We start from the raw sequence: 15,585 nt of genomic DNA, 5'->3' as shown, positions 1-15,585 counted from the left end.
CCCGATGGTGCACGCGCGCAAACGAGCACTGTGGCTATGGGAACTTTGTTGACCTATGTCGCGTTCATGAACATAGCTGTGTGAACGGATCATGAACGAGTGGAGTGACGGCTCTTCAGTGGAAGAGTGCAGGAGCAGGCCGGGCCGCCGCCCGGCGTCCCGTCACCCATGCGCCCATCCGGAAGGCGGGCCGTGCCCGGGCGCCGTCGTCCCGATCGCCGTGAACGAGACGTCCCGCAGCCTCACACGCCGGCCCCGCAGCGTCGGCGCGCCGGCTTCCCCCATCACCGGCGCGCCGCCGGGTTCTCGTGTCGAGGAGTATGTCTGCCGTGGACGGCTATTGGGTTCAACTGGGCCTGGTCGTGGTACTGATCATCGTCAACGCGATCTTCGCCGGTAGCGAGCTGGCGCTGATCTCGCTGCGCGATGGCCAGCTGCGCAGGCTGGAGCAGCGCGGCCAGGGCGGGCGGATCCTCGTCCGGCTGGCTCGGGACCCCAACCGGTTCATGGCCACGATCCAGCTCGTCATCACCCTGTCCGGTTTCCTCGCCTCCGCCACGGCGGCGGTCACGCTGTCGGAGCCGCTGGTGCCGCTGCTGGGCTTCCTCGGCGACGCGGCGGGCCCGGTGGCCATCGTGCTGGTGACGATAGTGCTGACGTTCCTCACCCTGGTCTTCGGCGAGCTGGCGCCCAAGCGGGTGGCCATGCAGCGCGCCGAGAGCTGGGCCATGCTGGCGGCCCGGCCGCTCAGCGCGATCTCCGCCGTGTCCCGGCCGGTGGTGTGGGCGCTGGGCAAGTCCACCGACCTCGCCGTACGGCTGATGGGCGCCGACCCGCGCCGGCACCGGGAGGAGATCAGCCCAGAGGAGATCCGCGACCTGGTCGCCACCCACCGCGGCTTCACCCCGGAACAGCGCCTGATCATCTCCGGCGCCGTCGAGATCAGTGAACGCGTGCTGCGCGAGGTGCTCGTCTCCCGCCGCCAGGTCTTCACCCTCGACGCCGGCACCCCCGTCGAGCAGGCCCGCCGCCTGCTGGCCGGCTCGGGCCACTCCCGCGCCCCCGTCGTGGGCGCCCGCGGCTTCGACGACGTCACCGGCATCGTGAACCTGCGCGACCTGCTCACCGACGAGAACGCCGTCACCGCGGCGGACGTGGCCAGGCCGCCGCTCCTGCTGCCCGACAGCCTGCCGGTGGCCGAGGCGCTGCGCCGCTTCAAGGCCGAACGCCAGCAGTTCGCCCTCGTCGTGGACGAGCGCGGCTCGATCGACGGCATCGTCACGCTCGAAGACCTCCTGGAGGAGGTCGTGGGCGAGATCTACGACGAGACCGACCGGGACGTCCTCCAAGCCGTCCGCGAGAGCGACGGCAGCGTGGTGGTGCCCGGCGCCTTCCCCGTGCACGACCTGCCCGACATCGACGTGCACCTGGAGGAACGCCCGGAGGGCGACTACACCACCGTCGCCGGCCTCGTCCTGACCCTGCTCGGCCACGTGCCCACGGCTCCGGGGGAGAGCGTCGTCACCGGCGGCTGGCGCCTGCAGGTCCTCGCCGTCGAGGGCCTCGCCATCGTCCGCGTCCGGCTGTCCCCCGCCCCCACCACGGAGACCGGAACCCCCGACCTCTCCGCGGAGACCGTCTGACAGGACCTGGGCCGCCGCGTACTCGGCGCTTCGTGTCGGACCCGGTGGCTAGGCTCGCGACCGTGAGCACGGTCGAGGACACCGGCGCCGGTCGGGCGCACCTGCTGGCCGCCGCCCGCGGCGGCGATCGCGCGGCCTTCGACGCCCTGGTCGCGCCGCACCGGCGTGCCCTGCACCTGCACTGTTACCGCATGCTCGGCTCGATCGACCAGGCCGACGACGCGACGCAGGAGACGCTGCTGCGGGCCTGGCGCGGGCTGGCCGGCTACGAGGGCCGGGCGCCGCCGCACCACTGGCTGCACAGGATCGCGACCATGGCCTGCCTGCGGGCGCCGACAACGAGCTGCACATCGACGATCACAGTGTCCGGATCAGGAGCATGGGCATCGACCTGGAGGAGGCGTTCTGCTTCGTCGATGACGCGCGCGTCGCCGAGCAGCCCGATCGGTGGGCCTACCCGCTCCACCCCTCGTGGCCGCTGCCCGATGCCGCCGCTCCTGGGCCGGAGCCGTTCGTCCCGCCCTTTCCCTGCGTGGAGCTCGCGCCCGCCGGGGACACCGGTGCCACCTACCTGCTCTTCACGAGCCTGAACGCGCGGCACGACACTCTGGGCTGGGACGAGACGTACGTGTTCCCCGGCGTCCGGCTGCCCCGAGCAGGCACGGCGCTGCGACGGCCCCCGCACGATCCCGATGCCTGGCCCCAGCATCTCCTTGAGCTCCGAGCGCTGGTGGGGCCGGGCGAGGCCGGCATCGCGCCCGCACTCGAACGGCTCGGCCGTGCGGAGGGGGAGCCTCTCATTCACGTCGGAGAGCACCTGGTGCAGATGGTCCTGCGGAAGGGCACCGTCTACGAGCACGCGTATGCCTTCGACGACGTCTGGGCGAGTGCGCACCCCGACCTGGCCGCCTCGCTCATCCACCACGCCTACCACTGGGATCCCGGCTGCACGCGCCGGCACGGGTTCATGATGCCCTGCACGCACGACGCGTACCTGGACCTGCGGCTGGGAGAGGCGGACCGCGTCCGCGACTACGAGCCGTACGACGAACCGCTGGTGACCGCGCTGACCGGCGCGCGCAGCGTGGACGAGCTGCGGAGGGAGATCTTCCAGGACGCCGGGGCGGGGGAGCGGCGCCTCCTGATGGTCCTCGGGCTGGACCATCACAGTGAGCTGATCGGCGTCGTCGGCGCCGTGCTCGGACATCCCGCTCCTGACGCCTGTGAGCTGCGCTACCTCCGCATGGCCAGGCCCCGTCGCCCCCGGCAGCTCGCCCGGCTGGGCGAGGCGCTCTGCTACGAGCTGCGGAGAGAGGGCTCTCAGTTATCAGCTGAATCATCAGTTTTCATCAGTCTTTATGTGAGATCATTAGTGTGTGAAGCTCTCTGAGTGGGCCAGGCGGAACGGCGTCCACTACCAGACCGCCTGGCAGTGGGCCCGGGACGGCAAGATGCCCGTCCCTGTCGTCAAGACCGCAACCGGCCGATACCTGGTACTCGAGCCGTCCGCTGGCAGGGACGGCCGGACTGTGGCGTACTGCCGGGTGTCGAGTGCCGACCAGAAGGCGGATCTCGAGCGCCAGGCCGGGCGAGTCGTCACCGCCGCGACCGGGATGGGCTTGACGGTCTCCGAGGTGGTCACCGAAGTCGGGTCCGGGCTGAACGGCAGGCGGCCGAAACTGGCCCGGCTGCTGCGGGACGCGTCCGTGTCGGTGATTGTGGTCGAGCATCGCGACCGGCTGATGAGGTTCGGTCTCGAGCATTTGTCTGCTGCGCTCGAGGCGGTGGGCCGCCGCATCGTCGTGATCGACGACGCTGAACTCGACGACGATCTGATACGGGACATGACCGAAGTTCTCACGTCGTTGTGTGCTCGCTTGTACGGGCGGCGTTCGGCATCGCGCCGCGCCAAGGCGGCGGTGCGCGCAGCACGGGACGCGGCATGACCTCCCGGCAGGGCTTCCGCGTCGAACTCGCCCCGACGCTCGAGCAGCGCGCCCGACTCGGCCGGCACGCCGGACTGTCGCGGGTCGTGGAGAACTTCTGCCTCGAGAAGGTGAAGGCCGCACTCGAGCAGCGGATGGCAGAGAAGAGCTACGGCGTGCAGGAGCCGGACCTGACCCAGGTTCCATGGTCGGCCCCGGCGCTTGAGCGGCTGTGGCGTCTGGAGCACCGCGCCCGCTACCCGTGGTTCACCGAAGAGGGCTTGTCCTCCAGAGTGCCGAAGGAGGCGTGCCGCGTCCGGGCGGCCGGGTTCAAGAACTTCTTCGACTTCAGGTCCGGCAAGCGCAAGGGCCGGAAGGTCGGTTTCCCCGGCTGGCGTAAGCGTAAGCACGGCTCGAGATTCCGCTACGACGCTCAGACCGCCCGTCCGCACACCTCGAGATCGGTGCACCTGCCGATGGTCGGCAAGGTGCGCACACGCGAGGACATGTCGTGGCTGACTGACCGCATCGCGGATGGTCGTGCTCGAGTGGTCGGCTCCACCGTCTGCGAGCAGGCGGGCCACTGGTGGGTGTCGTTCCAGCTCGAGATCGACCGGACCGATATCAACGAACGCCGTGCGGTCTCGAGCGACGCGCCGGCGTGCGGGGTCGACGTCGGGGTGAAGACGTTCGCCACGATCGTGGACGACGACGGCACGGTCACCGAACTCGATGCCCCCAAGCCGCTCAAGGCCGCACTGCGCAAGCTCCGCAGGGCGGACAAGGCGATCTCGAGGAAAAGGCTCGGATCGAGCAACCGCGCCAAGGCCGTCACGCGGCTCGCCCGCGTTCACCTCGAAGTGGCCCACCAGCGGGCCGACTTTCTGCACAAGACGACGACGATGCTCGCGAGATCCAAGCGGGCTATCGCCGTCGAAACGCTGAACGTGACCGGCATGGTCGCTAACCGCAGGCTCGCCCGGACCATCAGTGATCTCGGGTTCGGCGAGTTCTTCCGCCAACTCCGATACAAGGCGCAGTGGTACGGCTCGAGCGTGTGGGCGGCTGACCGCTGGTTCCCGTCCTCGAGACTCTGCGGCGCCTGCGGAGCGATCAACCGGGATCTGACGTTGGCGGATCGGGTGTGGTCGTGCGGGTGCGGGCTCAAGCACGACCGTGACGTCAACGCCGCCCGCAACCTGCTGAACGCCATGACGCTCGAGCAGGCCGCGGCCTAGTTCCACGTCGCCGGGCAGTTCCCCGGAGACGCTAAACGCCTGTGGAGGCGACGTAAGACCTCGAGCACTCGAGGCAGATGCCAGCGAAGCAGGCAAGAGGATCACTGAGATTCTCCGAACGGTTACAGCACGCTCGTCCTTTTTTTCGTCCTGGATCGGCCGCCGTCCGGCGAAAGCCGGAAGTGGCTGGGCACGCCGGATCGCGTGGTCCCCCTGAGCGGGGTCCGCCTGCCCCGCCACTACGCCTGACAGGCGGACCCCTTCCGGCTATGAGCCGTCGATGAGGCGGATGGCCAGCTCAGGGCTGAACGTCCCGGCCGGCGTGCCGGGCGCGATGCCGCAGTTGCCGTCCGAGTCGCCGGGGACCTTCACCCACAGCAGCAGCTCCGTGCCGGCGTCGCCACCGACCTGCGCCGGCGTGCCGAGCAGGCGGCCGGCGGGGTTGCACCACTCGCCGTTGGAGCCCTTGCCGTTGCGGCTGGTGTCGATCACCCACTTCGCGCCGCCGCCCAGGGCGGCGTTGACGTCCGACGCGTACGCCGCCGACTGCGCGGTCGTGTAGTAGTTCGAGACGTTGACGGCGAAGCCGCGGACGTTGCCCACGCCCGCGTCCTGCAGCCGCTGGGCCATGGTGCCGGCGGCGACCCAGCCGGCGTTGCCCGCGTCGAGGTAGGCCCACGTGTTGGGCGCGTGGTCGCGGAACTGCTCGGTCGCGTACGTCAGCATGCGGTTGCGCGCCGCGATGCCCGCGTCGTCCATGCAGGCGAAGTCGCCAAGGGAGTCGGGCTCGATGACGACGACGGCGGGACGGTCGCCGATGGCGGAGGCGAAGGCGGAGATCCACGTCCGGTACGCGCTCTCGCTCCCGGCGCCGCCGCCCGAGTGGCCGCCGCAGGCGTCGCGGCCGGGGATGTTGTACGCCACCAGGACCGGCAGCCGGTCGGCGGCGTCGGCCGCGGCGACGTAGGAGGACACGGTGGCGCTGACGTCGCCGAACCAGCCGCCGACCCAGAAGGCCATCGGCTTGGACGCGATCGCCGACTGGATGCGCGCGGCGCGGGCGTCGCCGGGGTTGTCGCGTACCCACTTGGCCGGGTTGGACTCGGGATCGACGTAGAAGCCGTTCGTCAGGTCGAGCGGCCCGCCGGAGGACTGGCCGCTCTCGGTCAGGGAGACGTCGTCGAGGAAGAAGGTGTGGGCGGCGCCGCCACCGAGCTGGAAGGTGACCTGGCCGGCCGCGGTGCTCAGGGACGAGGTGAAGGGAAGGCTGAAGCGCTTGCCGCTGGCGGTGAGGGAGATCGGCGCGGTGAGGGTGTTGGTGTAGGGGGCGTCGCCGAGCTGCACGGTGGCGACGGCGTTCACGGCGGTGCCGGCGGAGGCGGTGAAGGACAGCGTGTACGTCCTGCCCTGGGCCAGCGGGATGTCGTTCTGGGCCACCATCGCGTCCCACGGGTTGGCGGTGCCGCCGGTCACGCCGACCCGCAGCCTGCCGTTGTCGGTGCCCATCGTGGTGTTGGCCGAGTTCCACCAGGGTGCGGTGCCGCTGGTGAAGGTGCCGTTGACGATGAGCTCGGGGGCGGCGGCCGTGGCGGGGGCCGCGCATAACGCCGTCAGGGTCATGGCCAGCGCGATCGCGTGAGTGATCAGTCGCACGTAGTGCTTCCCTTCTGGGAGTGCTGGATCTCGCGTCGTGGATATCACAAAGATCACGAAATTTGATGACATCTCGGGAAAAGTCGCTCTCACGCGCCGATCAGGGACCGGCCACGTACGACCCGGGGACCCCGTCCTTGGCGCGCAGCGCGTAGAGGTTGCCGTTCGAGCCGCCCACGTACACCAGCCCATGGGCCACGGCGGGCCGGGTCTGGAAGTGGCTGCCGGTCTGGAAGCTCCAGCGGGACGCCCCGGTCGCCGCGTCCAGGGCGTGCAGGGTGCCGTTGTCGTCCTGGGCGAAGACGGTGTCGCCGTGGACCGACGCCGTGGCGGTGATCGGCCTGCTCCAGCGTTCGCGTCCGGTCGAGGGGTCCAGGGCGTGCAGCTTCTGGCCGCCGACGTAGAGCGTTCCCCGTGACTCGGTGACGCTCCATGAGCCGGCGGTGGCTTCGGGGGTGAGCCGCCAGCGTTCCTTGCCGGTTGCGGCGTCCAGCGCGTACGTGAGCCCGCCGTAGTGACCGACGTAGACGGTGTCGCCGATCACGACGGGCTTCAGGGCGATGTGGCCGGATTCCCTCCGCCATCGCGCCCTCCCCGTCGCGGCGTCGAACGCGGTCAGCCGCCCGTCGGAGACCGCGAAGACGGTCTTGCCGGCCGCGATGAGGTGCCCGGTCGGGACGGCGTCGGCGGTGCCCGTGGATGAACGCCAGCGCAGCGCGCCCGTCGCGGCGTCGTAAGCGGACAGTACGCCTCGCTCGTCGCCGTTCGGGCCCTTGCGGCTGGTCGCGTAGACGGTGCCGGCGGTGACGGCCACGTCGCCCAGAGAGCCGGGGACACGGACGCGCCACCGCCGCTTACCGCCGGCGGCGTCCAGCGCGAGGACGTGGGAGAAGCCGGCGCCTGCGTACACGCCGCCGTCCTGGATGACGACGTTCCTGGCGTCGAACTCGCGCAGCCATCGGGTTCGTCCTGTCGCGGGGTCGATGGCCGCGACGCCGTTGCCCACGCCGTAGAGCACGCCGTCCACCAGTTCGGGCGTGGCGGGAACGGACCTCCAGATGAAGCGCCCGGTGACGGCGTCCAGGGCGTACAGTCCGTCGTCGGCCCCGGCGTACACGACGTCGCCGTCCACCACGGGATCGGCGCGGACGCCCGCCTCCGCGAGGTGGGTCCAGCCGCCCGTCCGCTCACGGGGCGGGACGCGCGCGCCTGGCCGGTAGCGGGCCATCAGGTTGTCGCGGACCCGGCCCGCCGCCAGGCGCTGCAGCAGCCGGGACTGCGAGGTCAGATGCACGATGACCGGGCCCACGTTGACGAGCGTCGCGCTGCCGGTGCCGCCGGCCCCGTGAAAGGTGTACGAGAAGATGCCCTCGGCCTCGGACGTGGGGTCGTAGTCGAAGCTCTCGCGCCCCTTGACCTGCCCGGTCGTCGCGGCGAAGACGGCGCCGGCGTCCTGGGAAACCCAGCTCACGGCGAGCGAGATGACGTCGCCGTCATCCGGCACGTAGTCGCAGGCCGCGGGCAAGGAGAGCCGCCCCAGAGATTTGGTGGCCGGGACGCGGCGGACGTCCTCGCCGAGGTCTTTCGAAGTGAGCAAGGAGCACGCGTCCGGCCAATCGCGCAAGGGGACGCCGCCGAGCGCGACCGGGCCTTCGGGCCGTCCATAGACGGGGCGGAACGCGGTGACCCGCTCGTCATCGTGGACGAAGGCGAAACGCGAGGTCGCACCCACGAAGGTCGTGGCGTGCGCGAGCGGCCTGTCCAGCGGGAACCCGACCAGGCGGCCGGTGCCCCGCTCGCGCGAGAGGAGGAAGCCGGGCAGCGGCCACGCGCCGTTGAAGTCGAATCCCGGGCGGAAGTGGGCGTCGGGGTGGGCGCCGACCCAGAACGGCAGGTCGTCGCCGGGCCAGTGGGAAAGGGGCAGCCGCGTGCCGTCCTCGTCGAAGAGGAAGCGTTCGTCCTGCACCTTCACGGCGACGAACCCCTCCGGCGCCGGCTCGAACACGAACAGGGTGTCGGCGTCCGGGGTGGCGGGCAGCGTCCGCGTCCAGTTTCCGCGCAGCGTGCGCGGGTCGTAGGAGGCGAGCTGGACGCCACCGCGCTCGCAGCGGGTCAGCAGCATCACGGACCTGGAGGCTCCGGCGGTCCACCCGTGGCAACCCGGCGGGTCGCCGGTACGCGTCCGTACGGCGCCGGTCCGCGCGTCGAGCGAGACCAGCCCGTGGCCGTTCTGGTGGAGGACGACTAGGGGCCCAACCGCCTGCACCTGGGGGAGGCCCCGGCCGCCTGACGTGGGCACCGTGTGCCGCCATAAGAAACGGCCGGAGGTGAGGTCGTGGGCGTGCACGACCCACTTCGTCACGCCTTCCGTCGAGGAGGTGAGGAAGACGATCCCGGCATCGGCGGAGATCTCGGTGGGGGAGGTGACGCCGGTGGCGATGGTGCGCAACACCGCGCCCGTGCCGGCCTCGCGTACGGTGACCGAGCCGTCCCGTGCCGCCATGAGCAGGTGGTCTCCGACCAGCGCGTTGAGGGCGGCCATGCTCCCGGCAGGAACCGACCAGGCCTCCTTCCACCCGATGAGGTCCCGAGGCGGCCGCCCGTCGGCGGCGACCGCGAGCGCGGCGGTCACCACGAGCGCCGCCAGCGCCCGCAGCCAGCGGCCGATCAGCATGGACGGCGCCCGTCGCACGGCCGCCACCCTCCGTGCGGCAGCTCGCGGTAGTACGCCTGGTAGCGGGACGCCTTGCCGGTCAGCCGGAACGGCCCGCCGTCCGGGGCCTTGACGGTCACCTGTTCCGTACGTCCGTCCGCGAGCACCGTCACCCGCAACTCGAACTCGTAGTACGCCTTCTTCCCCATGAAGCGCAGAGTGAAGGTGACCGGCTCGTCCCGCTTCAGGTCGATCTGCTTCTCCTTGAAGTACGCGGCGCCCTTGGCGGTCGTGAACCGGGGAGCGGGACGGTCGAGGTCGGCGGCCAGCTGGACGGTGTCGGTCTCACCACCGCCGGTGATCGCGATGAGGCGGGCGCCCCTGGACACCGGCTTGCGGGCGAGGACGCGCGGCTCGATGCCCACGATGCGCGCGCTGCTGCGATTGCCGGTCAGGACGACGGTGACGTCCATGTGGTCGATGAGCGCCCTGCGGTGGCGGGCGAGGACGTCCTGCCGCCGCTGCTCGTCGGCGTGGGTGGCGATCATGACCGCCCGGTCGTCGGGCTCGGTGACGGGCTCGCGCAGGACGGTGTCGCGCTCCGAGTAGTCGACCTTGACGTGGCCGACGGTGATGGCGGCGGTGCCGCGTACGCGTTCGACCGTGTCGGAGCCATGCGTGTTGTACCACTCGGTGAACACGACGCCGAACGCGGCCAGGATCACGGCGCTGACGATGCCCGCCAGCCACCCCACCAGCCCCTTCGGCCGGCCCTCACCGTCCTGCTGCCGCTCGGGCGCGACGTCACGACCGGCCGATGTGCGCTTGCTGCGGCGAGCTCTGCCCATGGGGACGCGATTCCTCTACATCCGATGGTCAGGATCAGCGTAGGCAGGAGTCCGGGCGCGCAGGAGCGGTTTCCGGGTTTTACGGCGCCGCGTGCAGGGCTTCGTGGGTCCACCGGCCGCGCGGTTGCGTGTGCAGGCGCCAGTAGTGCTCGGCGATGTCGTCGGGGTCGAAGTCGGTGCCAGGGGCGACCGGTCCTGCCACGGTGACGCTCGCGACGTGGACGCCGGCGGGGCCGTACTCCTGGTCGAGCAGCGTGACCAGGGTACGGACGCCGGCTTTGCCCAGGGAGAGGCTCACGTACTGAGGTTTGGGCTCGGGCATGCCGCCGGTGATGAGGATCGTGCCGTGGCCGCGTGCCGCCATGGCGGGCGCCACGTGGGCGGCGGCGTTGAGCGCGCCGGCGACGTTCACCGCCCAGGCCTCCATGTGGCCGCGTACGGACAGCTCACCCGGCGCGTCCGCCTGGATGATCGCCGCGTTGTAGACCAGCACATCGGGGACGCCGTGCGCGCGTGCCACCTCGTCGAGCGCCGCGTTCAGCCCGGCCTGGTCGGTGCTGTCGGCCCGGCACGTGACGATCTCGCCGGTGACCGCGCCAGCCGCGCCCCGCAACGTACGCTCGCTGCGGGCGATCAGCCCGACCGGCATCCCCTCCCTGGCGAACCTGCGCGCCACCGCCTGCCCGATCCCAGGACCCGCCCCGATGATCACAACCCCCGCCATCTGATCTCCTCCTCGCTTCGGCGATACTCGGGACGGTAAGGGCTCACATCGATGTGAAGGTCAAGGCATGCGGATCGGGGACCTGGCCGACAGGACCGGGGTCAACAGGCGGCTGCTGCGCTACTACGAGGAACAGGGCCTGCTCAGGCCCATCAGGCTGGGCAACGGCTACCGCGAGTACCGCGAGTCGGACGTCGCCGCCGTCCGCCACATCCGCGCCCTGCTCGCCGCCGGGCTCCCCACCGCCGTCATCGCCCGCGTCCTGGACTGCATCCAGGGATCCGACGGCCTGATCACCCCGTCCCACTGCCCGACCTTCATCGACGACCTGCGCCGCGAACGCACCCGCATCGCCAAGACCATCGAACAGCTCCAGACCTCGCAGAACGCCCTGGACTCACTCCTCGACGCGGCACTGCGCGAACCCTGAGTCACGCTCCGACGAAGGTCATCATCTCCGACATGTCCGCACGATCGGTACGCAGCGCCGGCACGCCTTCCCGCTCGAACCCCACCGGCACGCCGCACAGGAGCGTGAGCGTGTCATCGGCTCCGACGATGCGGCCGACGGTCTCGCGGCACGGCCCGGCGGCCGTCCACGGCCTCGTACACGTCCACGGCGCTCACCCGGCGGCCGAGCCGGGGCCCGGCAGGGGGTCGACGTCGCCGGCGTGCATCGGCTCGCCGCAGTGGCTGCACGCCGGCTCGACGTGGGCGATCTGCCCGCAGGCATGGTGGCGGTAGAGGACGGGCGGGCCTGCCTCGCCGGCGAGCCAGCGGTCGCCCCACCGCGCCATCACCATGAGCATCTCGACGAGGTCGGCGCCCTTGCCGGTGAGGTGGTACTCGTAGCGGGGGCGGGCGTCGTAGGGGCGGCGTTCGAGGACGCCCTGCTCGACCAGAGGGTCGCCGCAGGACTGCCTCGCCTACCTCAATAGTCATGGCTATCCGACGACCCAGGCCAGGATCGACGCCTGCAACTCGCTCGTCACCGCGTTCTGCGTCGAGATCCTGGAGGACGGCGAGGTCGCGGCTGAGCACGCCAGGGCCGCCTGCGACCTGCGGCGCTCCTAGCGTGCGGCCCGATGGGCCCTGACCCGTTCGCGGGTGGCGCAGCGGCGGGAGCAGTAGTGGCGTTCCGGGCCGTTGCCCTGGGCGATGAACACGTTCCGGCAGTTCGTCGAGGCGCAGACCTTGCCGGGCGGTCGCTGGGTGTCCCAGACGAGCACGGTCAGCGCCATGCAGGACGAGGTCAGGAACCATTCGCCCAAGGGGCCGTCGTCGTCGCGGTCGAGGTGCGGATGCCAGGGCGTGGTGCCGCCGTGCGAGGTCAGGCGCAGCGGGCCGGTGTGCTCGCGCAGGAGGCGGTTGAGCGCCGTGGCGGCGGCGTCGGCGTCGGTGGCGGCGAAGACGTCCCGTAGCAGGGCGGCGGCCGTCCGCATGGCGGCGACGTCCTGCTCGGTCACCTCGATGGGGTCCAGCTCGCCGTACGCGCGCAGCACCTCGCCGATGCCTTCGGGGGAGGCGCCGGCGGTGAGGGCGTTGACGAGGGCGGCGGTGCGCCGGGCCATGGTCAGCACGGAATGCCGGGTGGACCAGTCGTCGGTGTGCGGCATCCTGGCAATGTAACGCATATTGCTATGTTTTGCGTTACGCAGCTAGGGTCGCGCGGGTGTACTCCATCAGGTCCTACCTGGCCGGGGCGGTGGCCGCCCGCGCAGGCGACGAGATGTCCGGGCCCGCCCTGATGCTGGCGGGATTCGCCGTCACCGGCTCGGCCACCGACGCCACGTCGCTGCTCGCGGGGATCACCGCCGCAGCGGCGGTCGGCGGCCCGCTGCTCGGGGCGCTGCTCGACCGGGCGGCGCGGCCGGGCCGGCTGCTGGCCTGCGCGCTGGCGCTGTACGCGGCGGGCCTGGGCGTCATCCTCATGGGGCTCGGGCATCTGCCGATCGCGATCAGCGTGGTGATCGCGCTGTTCACCGGGCTGCTGGGGCCTGCGCTGTCGGGCGGCTGGACGGCCCAGCTGCCCCGCGTGGTGCCGCCCGCCGGGCTGTCCAGGGCCAACGCGTTCGACGCGATGACCTTCAGCGTGGCGAGCCTGGCCGGTCCCGCGCTGGCCGGGGGAGTGGCCGAGCTGCTGGGGGCGCCGGCGGCCGTGGTCGTCGCCGTGGCGCTCATCGGCTTCGCGGTGCCCAGCGCGTGGACGCTGCCCGCCCGTCCACCGTCACGGGAAGCGGGCTCCCTGCCCGCCGGAGCACGGGTCATGATCGCGAACCGGCCGCTGTTCCGGGCGACCCTGGTCTCGGTCATCTGCTGCACGGCCGAAGGCATGCTGGTGGGCTGCCTGCCGCTGCTCGGGCTACGGGTGCTGGGCGACGCCGACCGTGGTGCGCTGCTGCTGTCGTGCGCGGCCGCCGGAGCCCTGGCCGCCAACGCCGTACTCGCCCGGCGGCCGCGTTCCCCCGACACCGTCGTCTGGGCGAGCGCCCTGCTGCAGGCCGCCGCCTTCGCCCTGGCCGCCGTCGATCACGCGGCCGTGCTCGTCGCCGCCATGCTGCTGGTCGGCATCGGCCAGGGCCCCCAGCTCACCGCCCTGTTCGCGATCCGCCACCGCGAAGCCCCGGAGCGGCTGCGCAGCCAGATCTTCACCACCGGAGCCAGCCTGAAGATCACCGGCTTCGCCCTGGGCGCGGCGATCGCGGGCCCGCTCGCCACTTGGTCGCTCACGGCCGCCCTCATCCTGGCCGCCACCATGTCGGCGCTCGCGGCCCTCACCTGGAGTCGTAGTCCTCGCGGTTCGCGAGGACCTCGCTCATGCGCGTCTGCGCCCAGCTCCTGAGCCCGCGCGTCAGGTCGTGGAGGGAGAGGCCGAGGTCGGTCAGCTCGTAGGAGACGGTGACGGGGACGGTCGGCGTCACGGTACGGGTCAGCAACCCGTCACGCTCCAGCGACCGCAGCGTCTGGGTCAGCATCTTCTGGCTGACCCCGGCCAGCATGCGGGAGATCTCCGAGTACCGCATCGCCCTCGGGCCGTCCTCACCGCCGCCCAGCGCGCACAGGATCAGGACGACCCACTTGTCCGAGATGCGGTCGAGCAGCTGCCGGCTGGGACACCCCGCCAGGAACGCGTTGTACTCCGCCTTGGCCTGAGCCCGCTGCTGGGCCGCCTTCATCGTCGCCACCGCTCACACCTCTCACCCGCGGGTGGGTTACGCACTTCTGAGTGCCTACTTCCCGAAAGGAAGCTGCTTCCCAATAATGATGCAGAGCAACCACGAAAGGTACCCACATGAGCACATCCCTTCCCGGCGGCACCTGGACCCTGGGAGACCTGACCGTCACCCGATTCGGGTACGGCGCCATGCAACTGGCCGGCCCGGGGGTCATGGGCCCGCCCGCCGACCGCGAGGGCGCCCTGGCCGTCCTGCGGGAAGCGGTCGGCCACGGCATCACCCACATCGACACCAGCGACGCCTACGGCCCGCGCATCACCAACGAACTGATCCGCGAGGCCCTGCACCCCTACCCCGAGTCGCTGCACATCGCGACCAAGGTGGGCGCGACCCGCGACGAGCAGGGCGGCTGGCCTCCCGCCCGGCGCCCCGAGGACCTGCGCCGCCAGGTCCACGACAACCTCAAGTCCCTGGGTCTCCACGTCCTCGACCTGGTCAACCTCCGCCTCGGCGACGCCGAAGGCCCCCAGCCCGGCTCGCTGGCGGAGGCGTACGGAACGCTCGTCGAGCTGCAGCAGGAGGGCCTGATCCGCCACCTCGGGGTCAGCAACGCCACCGAGGAGCAGGTCGCGGAGGCGCAGGGCATCGCGCCGATCGTGTGCGTGCAGAACCTGTACAACCTCGCCCACCGCCACGACGACAAGCTCATCGACCGCCTCGCCGCAGAAGGCATCGCGTACGTCCCCTTCTTCCCCTTGGGCGGCTTCACCCCGCTCCAGTCCTCAGCCCTCTCGGCCGTCGCCGCCCGCCTGGAGTCGACCCCGATGTCCGTGGCCCTGGCCTGGCTCCTCCAGCGCTCCCCGAACATCCTCCTGATCCCCGGCACCTCATCGGTGACCCACCTGCGCGAGAACATCACCGGCGCCGCCCTCTCCCTCTCACCCGAGGACCTGGCCGAACTGGACACCATCGCCGGTCAGCGTTGACGCGACGACGCGGAGGCCCCAGGTTGGGGCCATGGAAGAGTTCCGCATGGCGCGCGCCTTCTCACCCGCGACCATCGTCCGGCTGATTCTCCCTTCCATCCTCCTCATCCCCGTATGGCTGGTGATGATCGCCGTCATCCCCGACCGCCATCGGCTCGACCTGGTGCTCATCGCCGCGGGCGCGACGGTGTCCCTCGCGGCGGTGCGATCGGTCAGGTGGCGGCAGCTGTCCGCCGCCACGGTCGCCCGCCTCTCTCCCGAGGGCGTCGAGATGCAGGACTGGTACGGCTCCCGCGTGCGGCTGGCCTGGGACGACGTCGAGGGCGTCGCCGTCGTGGACAGCCGGATCCCCAGCCCACGCACCATCACCAGGGACGGCAGGGTGGCCGTTCGGACCGGCGCCAGGGAATGCGTCGGCCTGGCAGGCTGGGGCACGTACGACATCCCGCCCAACGCCCCCGCCTGGCTCTCGGCCCACCGCGCCCGCCTGCCCATCGACCCGGCATCGGGCCTCCGGAGAATCACCATCCCCCTCGGCGCCATCGACCCCCAGTGGGAATTCGGCTCGATGGGCGAGGCCGTCCGCCACCACAGACCCGACCTCCTCCAGGCGAAGGCCGGCTCGCTTCCCGCGTGACCGGCCGAGGACCAAGGTCCTTCGTGCGACGGTCGTACGGCACTGCCTCGGACGGGCCCTTCCCGGTGTGATGAGGGCACGAGACACACCGCCATGGAAGGG

15 protein-coding genes and 1 pseudogene are annotated in these 15,585 nt (G+C 71.3%); 9 read left to right on the top strand and 7 right to left on the bottom strand.

Annotated elements, in window-relative coordinates; all coding sequences use genetic code 11:
* Nucleotides 1–329 precede the first annotated feature (329 nt).
* The 5 genes and pseudogenes from AB0K18_RS39915 (at nt 330) to AB0K18_RS39895 (ending at nt 4,806) form a co-directional block, all read left to right on the top strand.
* Nucleotides 330–1,643: a hemolysin family protein gene (locus AB0K18_RS39915; protein WP_364925701.1), complete on the top strand. Its 1,314-nt coding sequence runs from the start codon at nt 330–332 to the stop codon at nt 1,641–1,643.
* 191 nt (nt 1,644–1,834) lie between these two features.
* A pseudogene (locus AB0K18_RS39910) lies at nt 1,835–1,912 on the top strand (hypothetical protein); the annotation flags it as partial.
* Between the two features lie 110 nt (nt 1,913–2,022).
* Nucleotides 2,023–3,033: a hypothetical protein gene (locus tag AB0K18_RS39905; protein WP_364925849.1), complete on the top strand. Its 1,011-nt coding sequence runs from the start codon at nt 2,023–2,025 to the stop codon at nt 3,031–3,033.
* Nucleotides 3,020–3,589 (top strand): IS607 family transposase, encoded by a 570-nt coding sequence (locus AB0K18_RS39900; protein ID WP_364925700.1) that lies wholly within the window; start codon nt 3,020–3,022, stop codon nt 3,587–3,589. The genes AB0K18_RS39905 and AB0K18_RS39900 overlap by 14 nt, the downstream gene beginning before the upstream one ends.
* Complete coding sequence (locus tag AB0K18_RS39895; protein ID WP_364925698.1) at nt 3,586–4,806, top strand: RNA-guided endonuclease TnpB family protein; 1,221 nt, start codon at nt 3,586–3,588, stop codon at nt 4,804–4,806. Before AB0K18_RS39900 ends, AB0K18_RS39895 begins: the two co-directional genes overlap by 4 nt.
* Before the next feature lie 267 nt (nt 4,807–5,073).
* On the opposite strand, the gene AB0K18_RS39890 is transcribed toward AB0K18_RS39895, so the two are convergent.
* From AB0K18_RS39890 to AB0K18_RS39875, 4 genes are all read right to left on the bottom strand, one after another.
* Nucleotides 5,074–6,459: a glycoside hydrolase family 6 protein gene (locus AB0K18_RS39890; RefSeq protein WP_364925696.1), complete on the bottom strand. Its 1,386-nt coding sequence runs from the start codon at nt 6,457–6,459 to the stop codon at nt 5,074–5,076.
* 100 nt (nt 6,460–6,559) lie between these two features.
* Nucleotides 6,560–9,151 (bottom strand): PQQ-binding-like beta-propeller repeat protein, encoded by a 2,592-nt coding sequence (locus AB0K18_RS39885; protein ID WP_364925694.1) that lies wholly within the window; start codon nt 9,149–9,151, stop codon nt 6,560–6,562.
* Nucleotides 9,127–9,960, bottom strand: coding sequence for a hypothetical protein (locus AB0K18_RS39880; protein ID WP_364925693.1), 834 nt, complete (start codon nt 9,958–9,960; stop codon nt 9,127–9,129). The genes AB0K18_RS39885 and AB0K18_RS39880 overlap by 25 nt, the downstream gene beginning before the upstream one ends.
* Nucleotides 9,961–10,039: 79 nt before the next feature.
* Complete coding sequence (locus AB0K18_RS39875; protein ID WP_364925691.1) at nt 10,040–10,684, bottom strand: SDR family NAD(P)-dependent oxidoreductase; 645 nt, start codon at nt 10,682–10,684, stop codon at nt 10,040–10,042.
* A 67-nt stretch (nt 10,685–10,751) separates the two neighbouring features.
* Here AB0K18_RS39875 and AB0K18_RS39870 point away from each other — a divergent pair, with 67 nt between their 5' ends.
* Nucleotides 10,752–11,114 carry a MerR family transcriptional regulator gene (locus tag AB0K18_RS39870; protein WP_364925690.1) on the top strand — a complete coding sequence of 121 codons (363 nt, stop codon included), beginning with the start codon at nt 10,752–10,754 and terminating at the stop codon, nt 11,112–11,114.
* A gap of 193 nt (nt 11,115–11,307) precedes the next feature.
* On the opposite strand, the gene AB0K18_RS39865 is transcribed toward AB0K18_RS39870, so the two are convergent.
* Complete coding sequence (locus tag AB0K18_RS39865) at nt 11,308–11,586, bottom strand: winged helix-turn-helix transcriptional regulator (protein WP_364925848.1); 279 nt, start codon at nt 11,584–11,586, stop codon at nt 11,308–11,310.
* 168 nt (nt 11,587–11,754) lie between these two features.
* The gene (locus AB0K18_RS39860) at nt 11,755–12,300 is read right to left on the bottom strand and encodes a CGNR zinc finger domain-containing protein (protein ID WP_364925688.1); all 546 of its coding nucleotides are present in this window, start codon (nt 12,298–12,300) and stop codon (nt 11,755–11,757) included.
* Nucleotides 12,301–12,356: 56 nt separating this feature from the next.
* Here AB0K18_RS39860 and AB0K18_RS39855 point away from each other — a divergent pair, with 56 nt between their 5' ends.
* Entirely contained in the window at nt 12,357–13,526 is a 1,170-nt protein-coding gene (locus AB0K18_RS39855; RefSeq protein ID WP_364925686.1) for an MFS transporter, read from the top strand.
* Here AB0K18_RS39855 and AB0K18_RS39850 read toward each other — a convergent pair.
* The gene (locus AB0K18_RS39850) at nt 13,459–13,869 is read right to left on the bottom strand and encodes a helix-turn-helix domain-containing protein (RefSeq protein WP_364925683.1); all 411 of its coding nucleotides are present in this window, start codon (nt 13,867–13,869) and stop codon (nt 13,459–13,461) included. The genes AB0K18_RS39855 and AB0K18_RS39850 overlap by 68 nt on opposite strands.
* A gap of 107 nt (nt 13,870–13,976) precedes the next feature.
* Here AB0K18_RS39850 and AB0K18_RS39845 point away from each other — a divergent pair, with 107 nt between their 5' ends.
* Nucleotides 13,977–14,846, top strand: a complete 870-nt coding sequence (locus AB0K18_RS39845; RefSeq protein WP_364925682.1) for an aldo/keto reductase family oxidoreductase — start codon at nt 13,977–13,979, stop codon at nt 14,844–14,846.
* A gap of 31 nt (nt 14,847–14,877) precedes the next feature.
* Nucleotides 14,878–15,483 (top strand): hypothetical protein, encoded by a 606-nt coding sequence (locus AB0K18_RS39840; RefSeq protein WP_364925681.1) that lies wholly within the window; start codon nt 14,878–14,880, stop codon nt 15,481–15,483.
* Nucleotides 15,484–15,585 lie beyond the last annotated feature (102 nt).

The organism is Nonomuraea sp. NPDC049421, from assembly GCF_040677005.1.
GTDB classification, from domain to species: domain Bacteria; phylum Actinomycetota; class Actinomycetes; order Streptosporangiales; family Streptosporangiaceae; genus Nonomuraea; species Nonomuraea salmonea.
Note: the sequence above shows the minus strand (reverse complement) of the source record. Positions and strands in the feature narration are given on the sequence as shown.

Bases quoted from the DNA above. Each gene is read 5' to 3' on its own strand.
- AB0K18_RS39905 (WP_364925849.1), top strand. From the start codon at position 2,023: ATGGGCATCGACCTGGAGGAGGCGTTCTGCTTCGTCGATGACGCGCGC.
- AB0K18_RS39895 (WP_364925698.1), top strand. From the start codon at position 3,586: ATGACCTCCCGGCAGGGCTTCCGCGTCGAACTCGCCCCGACGCTCGAG.
- AB0K18_RS39880 (WP_364925693.1), bottom strand. From the start codon at position 9,960: ATGGGCAGAGCTCGCCGCAGCAAGCGCACATCGGCCGGTCGTGACGTC.
- AB0K18_RS39875 (WP_364925691.1), bottom strand. From the start codon at position 10,684: ATGGCGGGGGTTGTGATCATCGGGGCGGGTCCTGGGATCGGGCAGGCG.
- AB0K18_RS39870 (WP_364925690.1), top strand. From the start codon at position 10,752: ATGCGGATCGGGGACCTGGCCGACAGGACCGGGGTCAACAGGCGGCTG.
- AB0K18_RS39860 (WP_364925688.1), bottom strand. From the start codon at position 12,300: ATGCCGCACACCGACGACTGGTCCACCCGGCATTCCGTGCTGACCATG.
- AB0K18_RS39845 (WP_364925682.1), top strand. From the start codon at position 13,977: ATGAGCACATCCCTTCCCGGCGGCACCTGGACCCTGGGAGACCTGACC.
- AB0K18_RS39840 (WP_364925681.1), top strand. From the start codon at position 14,878: ATGGAAGAGTTCCGCATGGCGCGCGCCTTCTCACCCGCGACCATCGTC.